This is a genomic window from Pacificimonas aurantium, from assembly GCF_020092905.1.
Taxonomy (GTDB): Bacteria; Pseudomonadota; Alphaproteobacteria; order Sphingomonadales; family Sphingomonadaceae; genus Pacificimonas; species Pacificimonas aurantium.
This window is the reverse complement of record NZ_JAGSGB010000002.1, coordinates 1,017,914-1,032,173: the sequence shown is the minus strand read 5'-3', so window position 1 is coordinate 1,032,173 and position 14,260 is coordinate 1,017,914. Positions and strand designations below refer to the sequence as shown.

The 14,260-nt window shown below is 65.6% G+C and carries 12 protein-coding genes; 5 read left to right on the top strand and 7 right to left on the bottom strand.

Annotation, left to right across the window (positions count from 1 at the left end):
* The first annotated feature begins 3 nt into the window (after positions 1-3).
* The 4 genes from KCN53_RS11715 (at position 4) to KCN53_RS11700 (ending at position 4,326) form a co-directional block, all read left to right on the top strand.
* Entirely contained in the window at positions 4-1,629 is a 1,626-nt protein-coding gene (locus KCN53_RS11715; RefSeq protein ID WP_088713414.1) for a nitrite/sulfite reductase, read from the top strand.
* On the top strand, positions 1,622-2,047 hold the full coding sequence (locus tag KCN53_RS11710) for a DUF934 domain-containing protein (RefSeq protein WP_088712270.1): 426 nt from the start codon (positions 1,622-1,624) through the stop codon (positions 2,045-2,047). The genes KCN53_RS11715 and KCN53_RS11710 overlap by 8 nt, the downstream gene beginning before the upstream one ends.
* A complete protein-coding gene (locus KCN53_RS11705) occupies positions 2,040-2,810 on the top strand; it encodes a phosphoadenylyl-sulfate reductase (protein WP_088712271.1) in 771 nt (256 codons plus the stop codon). The genes KCN53_RS11710 and KCN53_RS11705 overlap by 8 nt, the downstream gene beginning before the upstream one ends.
* A 94-nt stretch (positions 2,811-2,904) precedes the next feature.
* The gene (locus tag KCN53_RS11700; protein WP_088712272.1) at positions 2,905-4,326 is read left to right on the top strand and encodes an amidohydrolase family protein; all 1,422 of its coding nucleotides are present in this window, start codon (positions 2,905-2,907) and stop codon (positions 4,324-4,326) included.
* A 137-nt stretch (positions 4,327-4,463) separates the two neighbouring features.
* Here the strand turns inward: KCN53_RS11700 and KCN53_RS11695 are convergent, their stop codons facing one another.
* The 5 genes from KCN53_RS11695 to KCN53_RS11675 form a co-directional block, all read right to left on the bottom strand.
* Positions 4,464-5,642: a serine hydrolase domain-containing protein gene (locus tag KCN53_RS11695; protein WP_172406213.1), complete on the bottom strand. Its 1,179-nt coding sequence runs from the start codon at positions 5,640-5,642 to the stop codon at positions 4,464-4,466.
* 122 nt (positions 5,643-5,764) lie between these two features.
* The gene (locus tag KCN53_RS11690; RefSeq protein ID WP_088712274.1) at positions 5,765-7,846 is read right to left on the bottom strand and encodes a TonB-dependent receptor; all 2,082 of its coding nucleotides are present in this window, start codon (positions 7,844-7,846) and stop codon (positions 5,765-5,767) included.
* Between the two features lie 187 nt (positions 7,847-8,033).
* The gene (locus KCN53_RS11685) at positions 8,034-8,612 is read right to left on the bottom strand and encodes a DUF1993 domain-containing protein (RefSeq protein WP_088712275.1); all 579 of its coding nucleotides are present in this window, start codon (positions 8,610-8,612) and stop codon (positions 8,034-8,036) included.
* 35 nt (positions 8,613-8,647) lie between these two features.
* On the bottom strand, positions 8,648-10,039 hold the full coding sequence (lpdA, locus tag KCN53_RS11680) for a dihydrolipoyl dehydrogenase (protein ID WP_088712276.1): 1,392 nt from the start codon (positions 10,037-10,039) through the stop codon (positions 8,648-8,650).
* Between the two features lie 49 nt (positions 10,040-10,088).
* A complete protein-coding gene (locus KCN53_RS11675; protein WP_088712277.1) occupies positions 10,089-10,874 on the bottom strand; it encodes a hypothetical protein in 786 nt (261 codons plus the stop codon).
* Between the two features lie 65 nt (positions 10,875-10,939).
* Between KCN53_RS11675 and KCN53_RS11670 the strand changes: the two genes are divergently transcribed.
* Positions 10,940-11,806, top strand: coding sequence for an NAD(P)-dependent oxidoreductase (locus tag KCN53_RS11670; protein ID WP_088712278.1), 867 nt, complete (start codon positions 10,940-10,942; stop codon positions 11,804-11,806).
* Positions 11,807-11,817: 11 nt separating this feature from the next.
* On the opposite strand, the gene KCN53_RS11665 is transcribed toward KCN53_RS11670, so the two are convergent.
* Both KCN53_RS11665 and KCN53_RS11660 read right to left on the bottom strand, forming a co-directional pair.
* Complete coding sequence (locus tag KCN53_RS11665; RefSeq protein ID WP_263435114.1) at positions 11,818-12,828, bottom strand: S66 peptidase family protein; 1,011 nt, start codon at positions 12,826-12,828, stop codon at positions 11,818-11,820.
* A gap of 93 nt (positions 12,829-12,921) precedes the next feature.
* A complete protein-coding gene (locus KCN53_RS11660) occupies positions 12,922-13,971 on the bottom strand; it encodes an aspartate-semialdehyde dehydrogenase (protein ID WP_088712280.1) in 1,050 nt (349 codons plus the stop codon).
* Between the last annotated feature and the right edge of the window lie 289 nt (positions 13,972-14,260).

Here is a 14,260-nt window from a genome sequence, read left to right as displayed (position 1 = left end):
ACCATGTACCAGTACGACCAGTACGACCAGCAGATGGTCGACGCCCGCGTTGCGGAATTCCGCGACCAGGTGGACCGGCGCCTGTCGGGCGAACTGACCGAGGAGCAGTTCACGCCGCTTCGGCTGATGAACGGTCTCTACCTCCAGCTGCATGCCTATATGCTGCGCGTGGCCGTGCCCTACGGCACACTGTCCTCGCAGCAGATGCGCATGCTGGCGGAGATCGCGCGCAAATATGACAAGGGCTACGGCCATTTCACGACGCGTCAGAACATCCAGTATAACTGGATCCAGCTGAAGGATGCGCCCGACATCCTCGACGATCTGGCGACCGTCGAGATGCACGCGATCCAGACCAGCGGCAACTGCATCCGCAACATCTCGTCGGACCAATATGCCGGCGTGGCCGCGGACGAGGTGTGCGACCCGCGTCCCTATGCCGAGCTGCTGCGCCAATGGTCGAGCTTCCACCCGGAATTCTCGTTCCTCCCGCGCAAGTTCAAGATCGCCGTCATTGCCTCGCCGGGCGACCGTGCGGCCATGCGCCTGCACGATATCGGCATCGAGATGGTGCGCAGCGAGGCGGGAGAGCTGGGCGCGAAGTTCTTCGCCGGCGGCGGCATGGGACGGACGCCCATGATCGCCCCTTGCGTGCGCGAGTTCGTACCCGTCGACGAGCTTGTCAGCTATTCCGAGGCGATCCTGCGCGTCTACAACCGCTGGGGCCGCCGCGATAACAAGTACAAGGCGCGCATCAAGATCCTCGTGCACGAAACCGGCGCGGACGAATTCCGCCGTCAGGTCGAGGAGGAATACGAGCGTATGCAGCCGCTCGACCTCGACCCGCCGCGCGCCGAACTGGAGCGCATCGAGGCGTTCTTCGCACCCCCTGCCTATGAACGGCTCGAGGACGGCTACGACACCGACGACCCCGACTTCCGTCTGTGGGCGCAGGCGAACGTCACCGCGCACAAGGTGCCGGGCTATGCCGCCGCCGCGATCAGCCTGAAGCCTGTGGGCGGCATTCCGGGCGATGCCTCTGCCGAGCAGATGGACATCGTCGCCGACCTTGCGCAGCGCTATTCGCTCGACGAGGTGCGCGTGACCCATGCGCAGAACCTGATCCTGCCGAACGTGAAGCAGGCCGATCTCCATGCCTTGTGGCAGGAGCTGGAGGCCGCCGGTCTCGGTACGCCGAACCTCGATCTTGCCAGCGACATCATCGCCTGTCCGGGGCTCGACTATTGCAGCCTTGCGAATGCCCGGTCGATCCCCGTGGCGCAGAAGCTGTCGCAGCGCCTGTCCGGCCGCGAACGCGATCTTGGCGAGCTGAAGATCAAGATATCCGGCTGCATCAATGCCTGCGGCCATCACCATGCTGGTCATATCGGCATTCTCGGCGTCGACCGGAAAGGGGTGGAGAATTACCAGCTCCTCCTCGGCGGCTCGGGCGCTGAGGATGTCAGCCTGGCGAAGATCACCGGCCCCGGCTTCGACGAGGACGGCGTGGTCGATGCCGTCGAAACCGTCACCAACCTGTATCTCGAGCAGCGCGAGGAGGGCGAGCGCTTCGTCGATACCTATCGCCGTCTCGGCATGGCCCCGTTCAAGGAGGCGCTTTATGGCTGATTGGCCCCGCTACCGCGACGATGCTCCGGTCAACGAACCGGCGGTGACGTTGGAGGCATTTCTCGAACAGCCCGAGGCCGTTGCCGTGCGCATCGAACCCGGCGCCGACGTGCGCGAACTGGTGCCGCACCTCGCGCGCCTGAAGCTCATCGAAGTCGGCTTCCCCGCCTTCAAGGACGGGCGCGGCTATTCCGCCGCCCGCATCCTGCGCGAGGAGGGCTATCAGGGTGAACTGCGCGCCGAAGGCGATGTTCTGCTCGACCAGCTCGGCTTCATGCGCCGCTGCGGGTTTGACAGCTTCGCCCCTGCCGAACCCATCGAGGCGGCCAAGGCGGAGGCGGCGATGGACCGCTGGCCGCACCATTATCAGAAGGACGCGGTGGGGACGGTCCCGGTCTGGGCGAAACGTCATGGCTAGCCAGCCCGGCCGCGTGCCGGACCGCGACCCCGACAGGCTCGACCTCGGCTATACCAACGAGGATGCGATGAAGCTGAACCGTGAGTTTCGCGGCAGCGACGCGGCGGAATTTCTCGACGCCATGCTGCACGACCGGTTCGCCGGTGAGTTGGCCATGGTGTCCTCGTTCGGAACCGAAAGCGCCGCCCTGCTTCATCTCGTGGCGCAGGTCGATCCGGCGACGCCCGTCATCTTTCTCGAAACCGGCAAGCATTTCCCGGAAACGCTCGCCTACCGCGATACGCTGGTAGAGCGTCTCGGCCTGACCGATGTTCGCAATATCGAGCCTGATCCCGCCGATCTTGCGGCAAAGGACGAGAAGGGCCTGCGCTGGTCCTACGATCCCGATGGCTGCTGCGACATTCGCAAGGTAAAGCCGCTTGCCCGCGCGCTGTCGGGCTTTTCCGGCTCCGTGACGGGGCGCAAGGCGTTCCAGGCGAACACGCGCACGCTGCTCCCCCGTGTGGAGGCTGACCTTGACGGCCGGCTGAAGATCAACCCGATCATCGACTGGCAGAAGGCCGATATCGACGCGTATTTCGACGCGCACGACCTGCCTCGGCACCCGCTCGAGAAAGAGGGCTATCCGTCGATCGGCTGCGCGCCCTGCACGTCGAAGGTGCAGCCCGGCGAGGATCCGCGTTCGGGACGTTGGCGCGGCTGGGACAAGACCGAATGCGGCATCCATACGCCGCTGAAACCGGGCGAGCAGCCGAGCTTCTAACCTGCTAGGCGCGGCATCCGGGCGCGCGCTTCCTCTTTATCGCGGGGCTCCCTAAACTGCGCCGCCCAGGAAAAGGCGGGAGGGAGGCAGCGCGATGTTCCGATCAGCCATACAGGCGCTGTGCCCCGGCTTTCTTGCGGCCGTCTTTCTTCTTTTCCCGGCCCAGGCGTCGCCGCCCTTGCTGATCGCCAATGCGCGGCTGTTGGATCCGGTGCAGGGAGAGCTGTCTCGGCCGAGTTCGCTGCTGGTAGCCGAGGGGCACATCGCGGCCATCGGTGACGACGCTCTCACGGCCGAAGATACGATCGTTCTCGATGCGGACGGGGCAGTCCTCGTGCCAGGTCTCACCGACATGCATGTGCATATCTGGGACGAGGCGGAGCTTGGCGCCTATCTTTCCTACGGTGTCACCGCGGTTCGAAACCTGTCCGGCATGCCCTTTCATCTCGACATGGCGCGGGCGGTAGAAGCGGGTGAGCTTGAAGGCCCGCATATGTCGACATCGGGACCCATCCTCAACGGCAGCGGGCCCAATGCGCAGCCCAATCACCAAATTGTGAACACACCCGCGGAGGCCCGGGCCTCGGTGAGGCAGCAATACCGGGCCGGCTACCGGCTGTTGAAAGTTTACTCCAACCTCTCGCGTGCCAGTTATGAGGCCGTTCGCGAGGAGGCGGCGACGCTGGGAATGGCGATCGCAGGCCATCCGCCCGAAGGGGTGCGTCAGCCTGGCATGCCCTTCGAGCGTCCGTTTTCCATCGCGTTCGAAGAGCTTTTGGACGACGACTTCGCGACGATCGAACATGTCGAGAGCATCGTTTGGCACGCCATGCGGGGCCGCTATGACGCCGACAGTGCGCCTGGACTGGCCCGGCAGCTTGCCGACGCACGGCTGGTCGTCACGCCCACACTTCTCGCATTCCGGAATCTCGTTCGCGTCGCGGAGACGAAGGGGGCCTATCTCCACCGTCCCGGAACGGACATGCTCAACCCGGTGACGCAGCAACTTGAGGCGGAAAATCAGGCGCGCTGGTCGCAGGAAGATGCGGTCGCAGCGCGGCGACAGTATCGCCAGCTTGCGGACATGACACGCCAGATGGACGAGGCCGGGGTGCGTCTCGTGACCGGCAGCGACGCCGGTATCTTCACGAACATACCGGGCGCGTCTCTGATCGACGAGCTCAGGCTCTTGGACCAGGCCGGGATCGGTGCCGATGAGATCCTCCGTATTGCCACCGTCAATTCCGGGCAGGCGAACGGTGCCGGCCTGCTCGCTGGCCGGTTGCTCGCCGGTGCGCCTGCCGATCTTGTGCTCTTGGCTTCGGACCCGCGCGACGACTGGACAGTTTTCGGTGCGCCGCGTGCTGTCATCGTCGGCGGACGGCTTTACGATATGGACGCTTTGGCGCGGCTGCGAAGCGCAGCGGCCCGGCCCGACGTGGCGCGTACGCGCGCCAATCTGTCCGCTGGCTTGCGGGCACAGGGTATCGATCCGGTGGAGCTACTTGGCCAGTAAACGCTTCCGGTGGCTCTCCGCAGCCTAGTTCATCGGTCCGGCATGTGCGCACGCTTTGGCTCTCAGCGGGGCGGCAAAGCGAAACCGCCGGCGCGGCAGGGATCCCGCCGTTCCCTGCTCGCGCCCGTCGGCCCTGCCTAGTCGTTCGTTTCGGCTTCGGCTGCGGCGGCTTCCTCTTCGCGCATTTTGGTCAGCAGCGTGCGGTAATGTTTTGCCATCAGCAGGTCCGGATCGATCCGCTCCATCAGGTTCAGCGCCCCGATCCAGGCGTTCCCTCCGTTGATGAACAGGACCAGCCCGTCGCCGGTTCTTGGCGCGAAATAGGCGTGGGCATGCTCGCCGAAATCATTGCCGCCATGATAAAGGATCGTGCGGTCAGGTTCGCCGAACACTTGCCACCCGATGCCGAAGCCGATGGGGTCTGGACATTCCTCCGGCGGCATGACGCAGACATAGCCCGGAGCCGTGTCGGAGGTTGACTGCAGGCTCTGCCGCTCCGCAGCCACCGCCGGGTCGTGCGCGCCCTTTTCCGACATGAGGGCCGTCAGGAACCCGGCATAGCCTTCGACGCTCGCGAACAGGTTGTCGGCGGCGCTCCAGTCACCCACCTCGATGATCGATCCGCCTTCGGACCGCAGGAAGGGCTGATGATCCTGGCCGTCCGGCGTGCGGGGGTGAGGAACGCGGCCTTCCAGTTCGGCCGTACGCGCAACCGCCATGTCCGACACGCCGAGCGGCTCGAACAGCACGTCCTCGACCAGTTCGGGATAGCTCTTGCCGAACTTCGCTTCCAGGAACCTCGCCAGGATGCGGATGCCCGCGCCCGAATAGTCGATCTCGCCGCTTCCGGGGTCATTGATGAAGGCCAGCTTCCCGTCGTCGTACATATAGGGCCAGTTCAGAAGGCCGGACTGGTGGCTCAGCAGCAGGCGCGGGGTCAGCTTGTTATAGCGCGGGTCGGCGCTCAGGTCGGGATGGCGGTAATGTGCCGCGATCGGCTCGTCGAGCGACACGCGCCCCTGATCGACAAGCCGCAGCACCGTCTCGGTAATGACCGTCTTCGCCACGGAGGCGGTATTGAACATGGTTTCTTCGGTGACGGGGATACCGGGACCCTGCTGGCCGAAATAGCCGGTCCAGACCAGCTCGCCCTTTTCGATCACCCCGATGCCGATGCCGGCAATGCCGGGCTGGGCGACCAGCTCTTCGGCTTTCGCCGCCACGTCGGCATAGCGCGTTTCGACTTGCGTGACAGGCGCGGCCGGGTCGGCAGGCGCGGGGGGCAGATCGGTCGCCGCACAGGCGGTCAGGCTCACGCCCGCTGAGAGCAGCGCGGCAATCTTCGAAAACGCCGCGCTTACTCCCCTTAGTGTATTAATTCACCAACACACTAAGGGGAGTAAGCGCGGCGTGTCAACTCACTGGGTTGGTGAATAGCTTAGAACGCTTTCCGGACCCCCACGCGCAGCTGTCTCGGTTCGACGATGCGGCTGTTTACCCCTTCGACGCCGTTCGGTTCGCCGGGCAGGCGAGTTTCGTAGTAATAGGCGATGTCGCTCTCCTCTGAATCGAACAGGTTCAGCAGTTCGGCATAAAACTCCACCCCCTCGAGCACATGCGGCGTCCAGCCGGCACGCATGTTCACAAGCGTGGTGCCCTCCGTGCGCACGTCATTGGCTTCGGTCAGCGGGTGCGCGCCGAAGTGCCGAACCCGCGCAGCGGCGTTGAACTCCGGAAGGAACAGGGAGACTCCGAGTTCGGCCGCAAGCTCCAGCGCGCCTGGAATCCGGTTCTCTCCGATCGGCACACCGACAGACCGAGCCCGGGTCTCGGTCAGGACAGCATCCACGGCCAGCCAGTCCGCAGGCGTCCAGAAGGCGGTGAGCTCATAGCCTTCGCGTTTGGAAGGGGCGGTGGGTTCGGTGACGCCCTCGTCGCCCAGAAATACGAGTTCGCTTTCGACCGAGCCCCACCAGTAGACCGCGCTCAGGATTGCGTCGCCCCGTTCGACGCGCAAACCCACTTCCTCGAAATCCCCTTCGACTAGGCCGGGTGACGGGTCGTCCGGGCGTGTGACCCCGCGCGCGTCGTTGGAATGAAACCCTTCACCATAGTTGGCGTACAGGGCGACGCCTTCCGCGACTTCATAGCTCGCTCCGAACTTGGCCGCGAAGCTGTCGTCTCTCTCCACGCCGTCCCAGCTTTCCTCGCCGCGCAGCGCGCTCGTCCGGAAGCGGTACCAGTCGTTGCGCAAGCCGCCGGACAGCAGCACGCGGGGAGCCGGCCGCCAGACCGCTTCGGCATAAAGCCCTGCCGAGCTTTCCTTGACCGCAAACGCACCGATGCTTCGCTCGACCTCGGTTCTGATTGTCTCGTCCAGTCCGACGGTACCGATATCGTCCTCGCGAAGCTCGGCACCGATCCGCAGCGTCAGCCGATCGTCCTCAAGAGGCCGGAAGCTGCGCTCGGCCCGGCCGCCATAGGCGGTCAGATCGTCATATTGCCGGAATTGATCGCCGTTCACCGGGTCTTCCAGGAAGTAGGTGAAGTTCGAAAACAGCTCCCAGTCGTAATGCTGCGCCCACGCCGTGACGCGCCAGGCGTCGGAACGGTAGCCGAGCGTCAGTACTTCGCGGTCGGTGCGGCCCGTCAGCGTGCGGTCGAGAGAGGCAAAACGGTCCTCCGCGACCGTCCCGACCGCCCGCTCGGGAAGCTGTTCGGTGGGCCGCCAGTCGGCCTTGTAGATCGAGAGCGATGCGCTCAGCGTTCCGCTGCCCAGTTCAGCGGACAGTTTGGCGAAGCCCGAATAGGCTTCGAAGTCTTCCGGCAGGTCCCAGGGGCCGTCGTTGAACTTGGCCTGTCCGGCCAGCAGTAGGTCGGCCCCGCCGATCGCCGCGCTGCCACCAAGGGCCGCACGCAAATAGTCGAAGTTTCCCGCCTCGATCAGGGCGAAGGGGCGCATTCGATCATAGGTCTTGATCAGGCTGGCGCCCGCTAGGCTGAAATCGCCCGCGTCGGCCCGATAGGGACCCTTGCGATAATCGATCCACCTAACCGTTTCCGGGATCAGGCCGTTGACGTCCAGATAACCCTGCCCGTGTCCGTGCGTGCGGAAGTTGACCGGGAAATCGTCGATATAGACGGCGAAGTCGGTGCCGTGGTCGAGGTTGAATCCGCGCAGGAAATACTGGTTCGCTTTACCGCCTCCGGAATGCTGCGTCGCGATCAGGCCCGGCACCACTTCCAGCAATTCACCGGGACGCAACAACGGTCTTATCCCCAACGCTGCCCCGGCAACCGCGCCTTCGCTTGCAGCGATCGCGGTCCCGATCTGCGCTTCGGCGCGGCCATAGATGACGATCTCCGAACCGGGTTCCCACTCCGCTTCGATTTGCGGCGGCCCTTCAGAGTCCGGAACCGCTGTCCCCTGTGCCGCCGCGGCGGTGGAGGTTGCTATTGCGGCGACGGCGACGGCGACGGCGACGATGAGCGCCGGCGCTGCCCGGTTCAACGAGCGCATGGTGATTTGGGCATGGAGAGAACGGGTTTCGACTTCCTGTTATGCGGCAGAAAAGATCGAGATTTGCTGCGCTTCGAGGCTCCTGGCAGCAAGGGTCCGACTGCACACTTTACGAGGCCGGGTGAGGTTGCTACCGGCCGGCGCCGTTCATGGGAATTCGGCGGCTGGGACGGTTCGCGGGCAGCGATCAGGCGGTCGGCGCCGTCCCGGGCCGCAGGTGCGGCAGCAAATGCGCGACATAGTCGGCCTTGCCCAGCTCCACGCCCCGGCTGCGCAGGATCGCGTAGGCGGTCATGACGTGGAAGTAGAATTGCGGCACGGCCCAGTCGCGCGCATATGTTTCCGCAGTCAGGTCGAAGATCATGCCGTTCGGCAACTCATGCGCAAGCGGCCTTTGCGGGTCGCTCGCCTCCGCTGCCGCCAGCTGGCTTTCTGACACGCCGTTCAGCATCGTCACCGTCTCGGTAATCCGCGCCTGTGCATTCGCCATCGACCCGGGCGCCTCTCCGGCGTTCCGACCTTCTTCCAGCAGCTCGGCGACTTTCGCGGGAAGCTCATGGCCCAGCAACCGGCTGACGCCTTCATAGGCTTGCACGCAGGCGAATCGCACCTGCGTGGACAGGGGGAACATGTCCGGCGCAAGCTTCGCCGAAAGCAGCGCATCGGCCTCACCGTCAGGTAATCCATGCGCCGCTTTGCCGAGCCACGCCGACAGGCGTTCCAGCATCTGCACATAGCTGGGAAGCAGGAGTTTGAGCGGGGTCATGCCGTTACCTTCTTCTGCCTGCTTCCCACCCGGCCTTACGCGTGGATGGGTTTGCCTTCCACCGCCATGGCCGCCTCCTTGATCGCTTCCGAATGCGTCGGATGCGCATGGCAGGTCAGCGCGATGTCTTCCGAACTGGCGCCGAATTCCATCGCCTGCGCCGCCTGCGCGATCATCGTGCCGGCTTCGGAGGAGATGATGTGGACGCCAAGCACGCGGTCGGTTTCGGCATCCGCCAGCACTTTCACGAAGCCGTCCGTGTCGCGGTTGGTCTTCGCGCGGCTGTTCGCGCCCATCGGGAACTTGCCGGCCTTGTACGTCACCCCGGCCTCCTTCAGCTCTTCCTCGGTCTTGCCGACCGTGCCGACCTCGGGATGAGTGTAGACGACCGCGGGGATCACCTCATGGTTCACATAGCCCGTCTTGCCGGCCACCCAGTCGGCGACGGCGATGCCCTCGTCCTCGGCCTTGTGCGCCAGCATCGGCCCCGTCGTGACGTCGCCGATGACCCAGATATTCTCGACCGCCGTGCGGCCCTGATGGTCGCCTTCGACCTGGCCGCGTTCGTTGGTGGACAGACCCGCCGCCTCCAGGTTCAGCCCCTCGGTGTTCGCCTTGCGTCCGATCGCCACCAGGACGGTGTCGACGGTCAGCACCTCCTGGTCGCCGCCCTTGGCGGGCTCGACGGTCACCTCGGCCGTGTCGCCCTTGCGCTCGACCTTCACCACCTTGGTCGCGGTTTTCAGGTTCAGGCCCTGCTTCTTCAGGATGCGCGTGAACTGCTTCGTCACCTCCGCATCCATCGCGGGAACGATGGTGTCGAAATATTCGACGACGGTCACGTCGGTGCGGAGGCGGTTATAGACGCTGCCCAGCTCCAGGCCGATATAGCCGCCGCCGATCACGACCATGCTGTCCGGCACGTTCTTCAGCGACAGCGCGCCGGTGGAGGAGACGATCACTTCCTCGTCGATCTCGGCCCCCGGCAGCGGCATGACCGAGGAACCAGTGGCGATGATGAACTTGTCCGCCGAATAGCTCTTGCCGTCCACCTCGACCGAGTTCGCGTCCTTGAAGCTGGCATAGCCCTTCAGCCAGTCGACCTTGTTCTTCTTGAACAGCATCTCGATGCCGCCGGTCAGCTCCTTCACGGCCTGTTCTTTTTCCGCCAGCATGGCATCCCAGTCCAGCTCGACGCCGCCCAGCTTCACGCCGAACTTCTCAAGTGCGCCCGAATGCGCTTCCTCATAGAATTCGCTGGCGTGGAGCAGCGCCTTCGACGGGATGCAGCCGACATTGAGGCAGGTGCCCCCCAGCGTCTCGCGCCCTTCCGCGCAGGCCACTTTGAGGCCGTTCTGCGCAGCGCGGATGGCGGCGACATAGCCGCCGGGGCCGGAGCCGATGACGATCAGGTCATAGTCGGACATAGATGCATTCCAATTCGGTTCGGGGTGAGAAGAAGGGGGCACGCCCGCATCAGCGCCGGCGCCAGTCGATCAGGAGAAGAAGGACCGAGGACGCCGCGGCGATCCCGAGGAAAAACAGCGTCAGGAACAGCTTCGGATCCTCGAAGAAATGCGGCCGCTGCACCAGAAAGGGCTCGTCGGTGACGGCGCCGACCAGGCCGCCTGCTGTGCGAAAGGCCGGGTCGCGGTCCCAGTTTATGGTTTTCGGAAATCCGTATTTCATCTCGTCTTCGGAGTGAAAGTTGATCTTGTCCTCGGGGCCGCGCTGCCGCTTCAGCTGCTCCAGCCGCGCGGCAAGAATGGCCGGCCGGTCGCGTACCTCCGCGACGCCGAAATAGCCGCCCGCCGGGTCGGGAAAGACGAGGTCGTAGACCGGATCCGCCGCCATCAGGTCGCCGCCGGACAGCTCGGCGTTGACGATCGTGTGCGTCGGGGCGCAGCTGCGGCAGGGCTGCAGCATCACCAGCGTGGAGTCCATGCCTACCGAGGCAAGCATCGCGGACAGGAGGCGCGACTTGTCGGCGCAGTCGCCGCCCGCTTCGAATATCTGCATCGGCGTCGCGCCCAGCGGGTCCCAGACATAGCGGTCCTGGCACTGCGCGAAGCCTTCCTTGTTGTAGACCCAGTGGTTCAGGTCCTCGACGAAGGCGCCGGTGCCGACCGGCTCGGTCATTTCGGTGCGGATGACACTGCGAAAGGCCTGCTGGTCGTTCCAGCGGCTCAGGCCGAAGAACGCCGCGCCGGCAACGCCGGCGGCGATCAGGAACAGGAGAAGGGCGCGCAGGGCCGGCATCATGATGTCCACGCATCTAGGGCGCGGGGGCTTGGGGGACAATGGAATGGCGGCTATGCGAACGAACCATGGCTGAAATCGCATTTCTCGGGCTGGGCGTCATGGGCTTTCCCATGGCCGGCCATCTGCAACGGGCGGGCCACAGCGTCACCGTCTACAACCGCACCGCGAAAAAGGCGCGGGACTGGGCCGCAAAACATGGCGGGACGGCTGCGGAGACCCCGGCCGCCGCTGCCGAGGGGGCGGAATTCGTCTTCGCCTGCGTCGGCCGCGACGAGGATCTGCGCAAGGTCACGCTTGGCGAGGACGGCTGCTTCGCCGCGATGACGTCCGGCAGCGTCTTTGCCGATCATACCACCGTCAGCGCCGCCATCGCGCGCGAGCTTGCAGAGGAGGGCGCCGCCCGCGGCATAGGCGTGCTCGATGCGCCGATATCGGGCGGCCAGGCAGGCGCGGAAAACGGTGCGCTGACCATCATGGTCGGCGGGGCGGAGGAGGCGTTCGCCCGCGCCGAGCCGGTCATGCAGGTCTATGCGAAGCGTGTCGGCCTGATGGGACCGGCGGGCAGCGGCCAGACGACGAAGATGGTGAATCAGATCTGCATTGCCGGAATCCTGCAGGGGCTTGCGGAGGCGGTGAACTTCACGCTCGAATCCGGGCTCGACCCCGAGGCCGTTTTCGACGTTATCGGCAAGGGCGCAGCGCAAAGCTGGCAGATGGACAACCGCGCCGGCACAATGGCCGCGGGCGAATATGATTTCGGCTTTGCGGTCGACTGGATGCGCAAGGATCTCGGCCTTGTCCTCGGCGAGGCGGAGCGGCTGGGCGTGTCGCTGCCCGTGACCGCGCTGGTCGACCAGTTCTACAAGGACGTGCAGGCGATGGGCGGCGGGCGCAACGATACCTCCTCTCTGCTGCGCCGCTTTCGCGGCTAGGTGAACCGATCCTAGCTTACCGCGGGCTCCAGCAGGGTCAGCGTTCCGGCCTGCGCGTCCATTTCGGCTTCGACGCCCAGCGGCAGCGTCCATTGCCGCGCCACATGGCCGAACTGCGCGCCGGCAAAGGCGGGAATGCCGAGCGGTGTCAGATGCTGGTCCAGCACCTGCATTACCGTGAAGCCGCCATAGCTTTCCCCGCCGGGCGTGCAATCGGTGCACTGGCCGAAGACGACGCCCGCAACCGCGCGAAGGATGCCCGCCAGTGCCAGCTGCGTCATCATGCGGTCGAGGCGGTAGGGCGGCTCGTCGACATCTTCGAGGAACAGGATCGCGCCGGACATGTCGGGCAAGTAGGGCGTGCCGACCAGAGAGGTCAGGACCGTCAGATTGCCGCCGATCAGGCGCCCGCGGGCGCGGCCCGGGCGCAGGACCTCGTGGCTTCCCGCCATTCGCGCCAGCCGGTCCTCTGCCGGCGCCGGGTTGCTGTAGACGGGCGTTGCGCCCTCGAACGCGACGCTGCGGAACGCCTCCCAGCTATAGGCCGGCCAGCTTGCCGCGGCGATCGGGGCGTGCAGCGTCGGGAATCCCGCCACGCGCTGAAAGGCGAGGTGCAGCGACGTGATGTCGCTATAGCCGACCAGCAGCTTCGGGTTCGCCCGGATGGTCTCCCAGTCGAGATAGGGGAGCGTGCGTGCGGATCCCCAGCCGCCGCGCACCGCGAAGACGGCGCGCACCTCGGCATCGGCATACATGGCGGTGAGGTCGGCGGCGCGCGCTGCGTCCTCTCCGGCCAGATAGCCGTAGCGGTCGGTCAGATGCGGGGCCAGGCGCGCCTTCAGTCCCATCGCCTCGATCGTGTCGACCACCCGGTTCAGCTGGAAGCGGTCGGGTGTGAATTTCGCGGGCTCGACCAGTCCCACCACGTCGCCGGGACGCAGGCGCGGGGGTTTTCGGTTGCCGGAGGGGTCAGACGGCGCCGGGGTACTCAGCCGCAGCGCGGCATGGCCGCCACCGCTCAGCGAGAGAGCGGCGGCCGCGGCAAGGCCCTGAACTGTCCGGCGGCGGTCGATCACGACACCAGTCTCTAGACCGTCTCCCCCGCCGGGCAAGCCTCAGGCTGCGTACCGGTCGAGGAGCACTTCCGCGACCTGTACCGCATTCAGCGCCGCGCCCTTGCGCAGATTGTCGCCTACCACGAACAGCGCCAGGCCATGCTTAACCGTCGGATCGCGGCGAATGCGCCCGGCGAACACGGGATCGCGTCCGGCGGCGTCCAGCGGGTTCGGCACCTCGGCCAGTTCGACGCCCGGTGCTGCCGTCAGCAGTTCGGTCGCCCGCTCAGCGCTCAGCGGCCGCGCGAATTCCAGGTTCAGCGACAGCGCATGGCCGGTGAAGATGGGCAGACGTACGCAGGTGCCCGAGACGGGCAGGTCCGGAATATCGAGGATGCGCCGCGTTTCGTTGCGCAGCTTCAGTTCTTCCTCGGTATAGCCGTCCTCCTGCAGCACATAGTTCATCGGCACCGCGTTGTAGGCGATCGGCACGGCCCATTTGCGTCCCTCGGGCAGATCGATGGCACGGCCGTCGCGGGCGAGACCACGAACGTCGCCCGGCGCGTCGAGCTGCTCCTTCAGTTCCTCGATGCCGGCAACGCCTGCGCCGGAGACAGCCTGGTAGGTGCTTGCGATCATGCGCAGCAGGCCCGCTTCCTCATGCAGCGGCTTCAGGACGGGCATGGCCGCCATGGTGGTGCAGTTCGGATTGGCGATGATGCCCTTCGGCAGGTGGGCGAGTTCGTCGGGATTCACTTCCGCAACCACCAGCGGCACGGCGGGATCGTCGCGCCAGGCGGAGCTGTTGTCGATCACCACCGCTCCGGCCGCCGCCGCTTTCGGGGCGATCGCTTTCGACGTGCTGCCTCCGGCTGAAAAGAATATGATGTCGAGGCCGCCAAAGTCTGCGCTGGCCGCATCTTCGACGGCGATTTCCCGCCCGTTCCAGGGGACGGTCTTTCCCGCCGAACGCTCGGACGCGAACAGGCGCAGCTTGCCGACGGGAAACTCCCGCTCGGCCAGCAGGTCTCTCATCATCTCGCCGACCATGCCGGTTGCGCCGACGATGCCGACATTGGGCGTCCGGGGAAGGGTGGGTGCTGAACTCATTTCGCTGCGTCTCCTGTTCGTCGTACCGGAGGGCGCGGGGGGAAAGGGCCGGCCGGGTCGCCGGCGGAAACCCCCGCAATCCGGCGGGGGCTTCGTGGACTGACCGGGCTAGACCATGCCCGCAGCAGCCACCGCCCCGCGCGTGCGGGTCGGTTTGATGCTAATGGATTTGGTCCGGTGGGCGGTCATCGCCGGTTGCGGTACCGGCGTGCGCGCGGCCTGTAAACTGCGTTCCTGGCTGGGGTTCGTTGCGACAGGCAGAAAAGCAATCGCTTTCCTACGGGACATA

Coding starts and splice junctions, on each gene's coding strand:
- KCN53_RS11705 (WP_088712271.1), top strand. CDS start 2,040: ATGGCTAGCCAGCCCGGCCGCGTGCCGGACCGCGACCCCGACAGGCTC.
- KCN53_RS11700 (WP_088712272.1), top strand. CDS start 2,905: ATGTTCCGATCAGCCATACAGGCGCTGTGCCCCGGCTTTCTTGCGGCC.
- KCN53_RS11685 (WP_088712275.1), bottom strand. CDS start 8,612: ATGACCCCGCTCAAACTCCTGCTTCCCAGCTATGTGCAGATGCTGGAA.
- KCN53_RS11675 (WP_088712277.1), bottom strand. CDS start 10,874: ATGATGCCGGCCCTGCGCGCCCTTCTCCTGTTCCTGATCGCCGCCGGC.
- KCN53_RS11670 (WP_088712278.1), top strand. CDS start 10,940: ATGGCTGAAATCGCATTTCTCGGGCTGGGCGTCATGGGCTTTCCCATG.
- KCN53_RS11710 (WP_088712270.1), top strand. CDS start 1,622: ATGGCTGATTGGCCCCGCTACCGCGACGATGCTCCGGTCAACGAACCG.
- KCN53_RS11715 (WP_088713414.1), top strand. CDS start 4: ATGTACCAGTACGACCAGTACGACCAGCAGATGGTCGACGCCCGCGTT.
- KCN53_RS11660 (WP_088712280.1), bottom strand. CDS start 13,971: ATGAGTTCAGCACCCACCCTTCCCCGGACGCCCAATGTCGGCATCGTC.
- KCN53_RS11690 (WP_088712274.1), bottom strand. CDS start 7,846: ATGCGCTCGTTGAACCGGGCAGCGCCGGCGCTCATCGTCGCCGTCGCC.
- lpdA (WP_088712276.1), bottom strand. CDS start 10,039: ATGTCCGACTATGACCTGATCGTCATCGGCTCCGGCCCCGGCGGCTAT.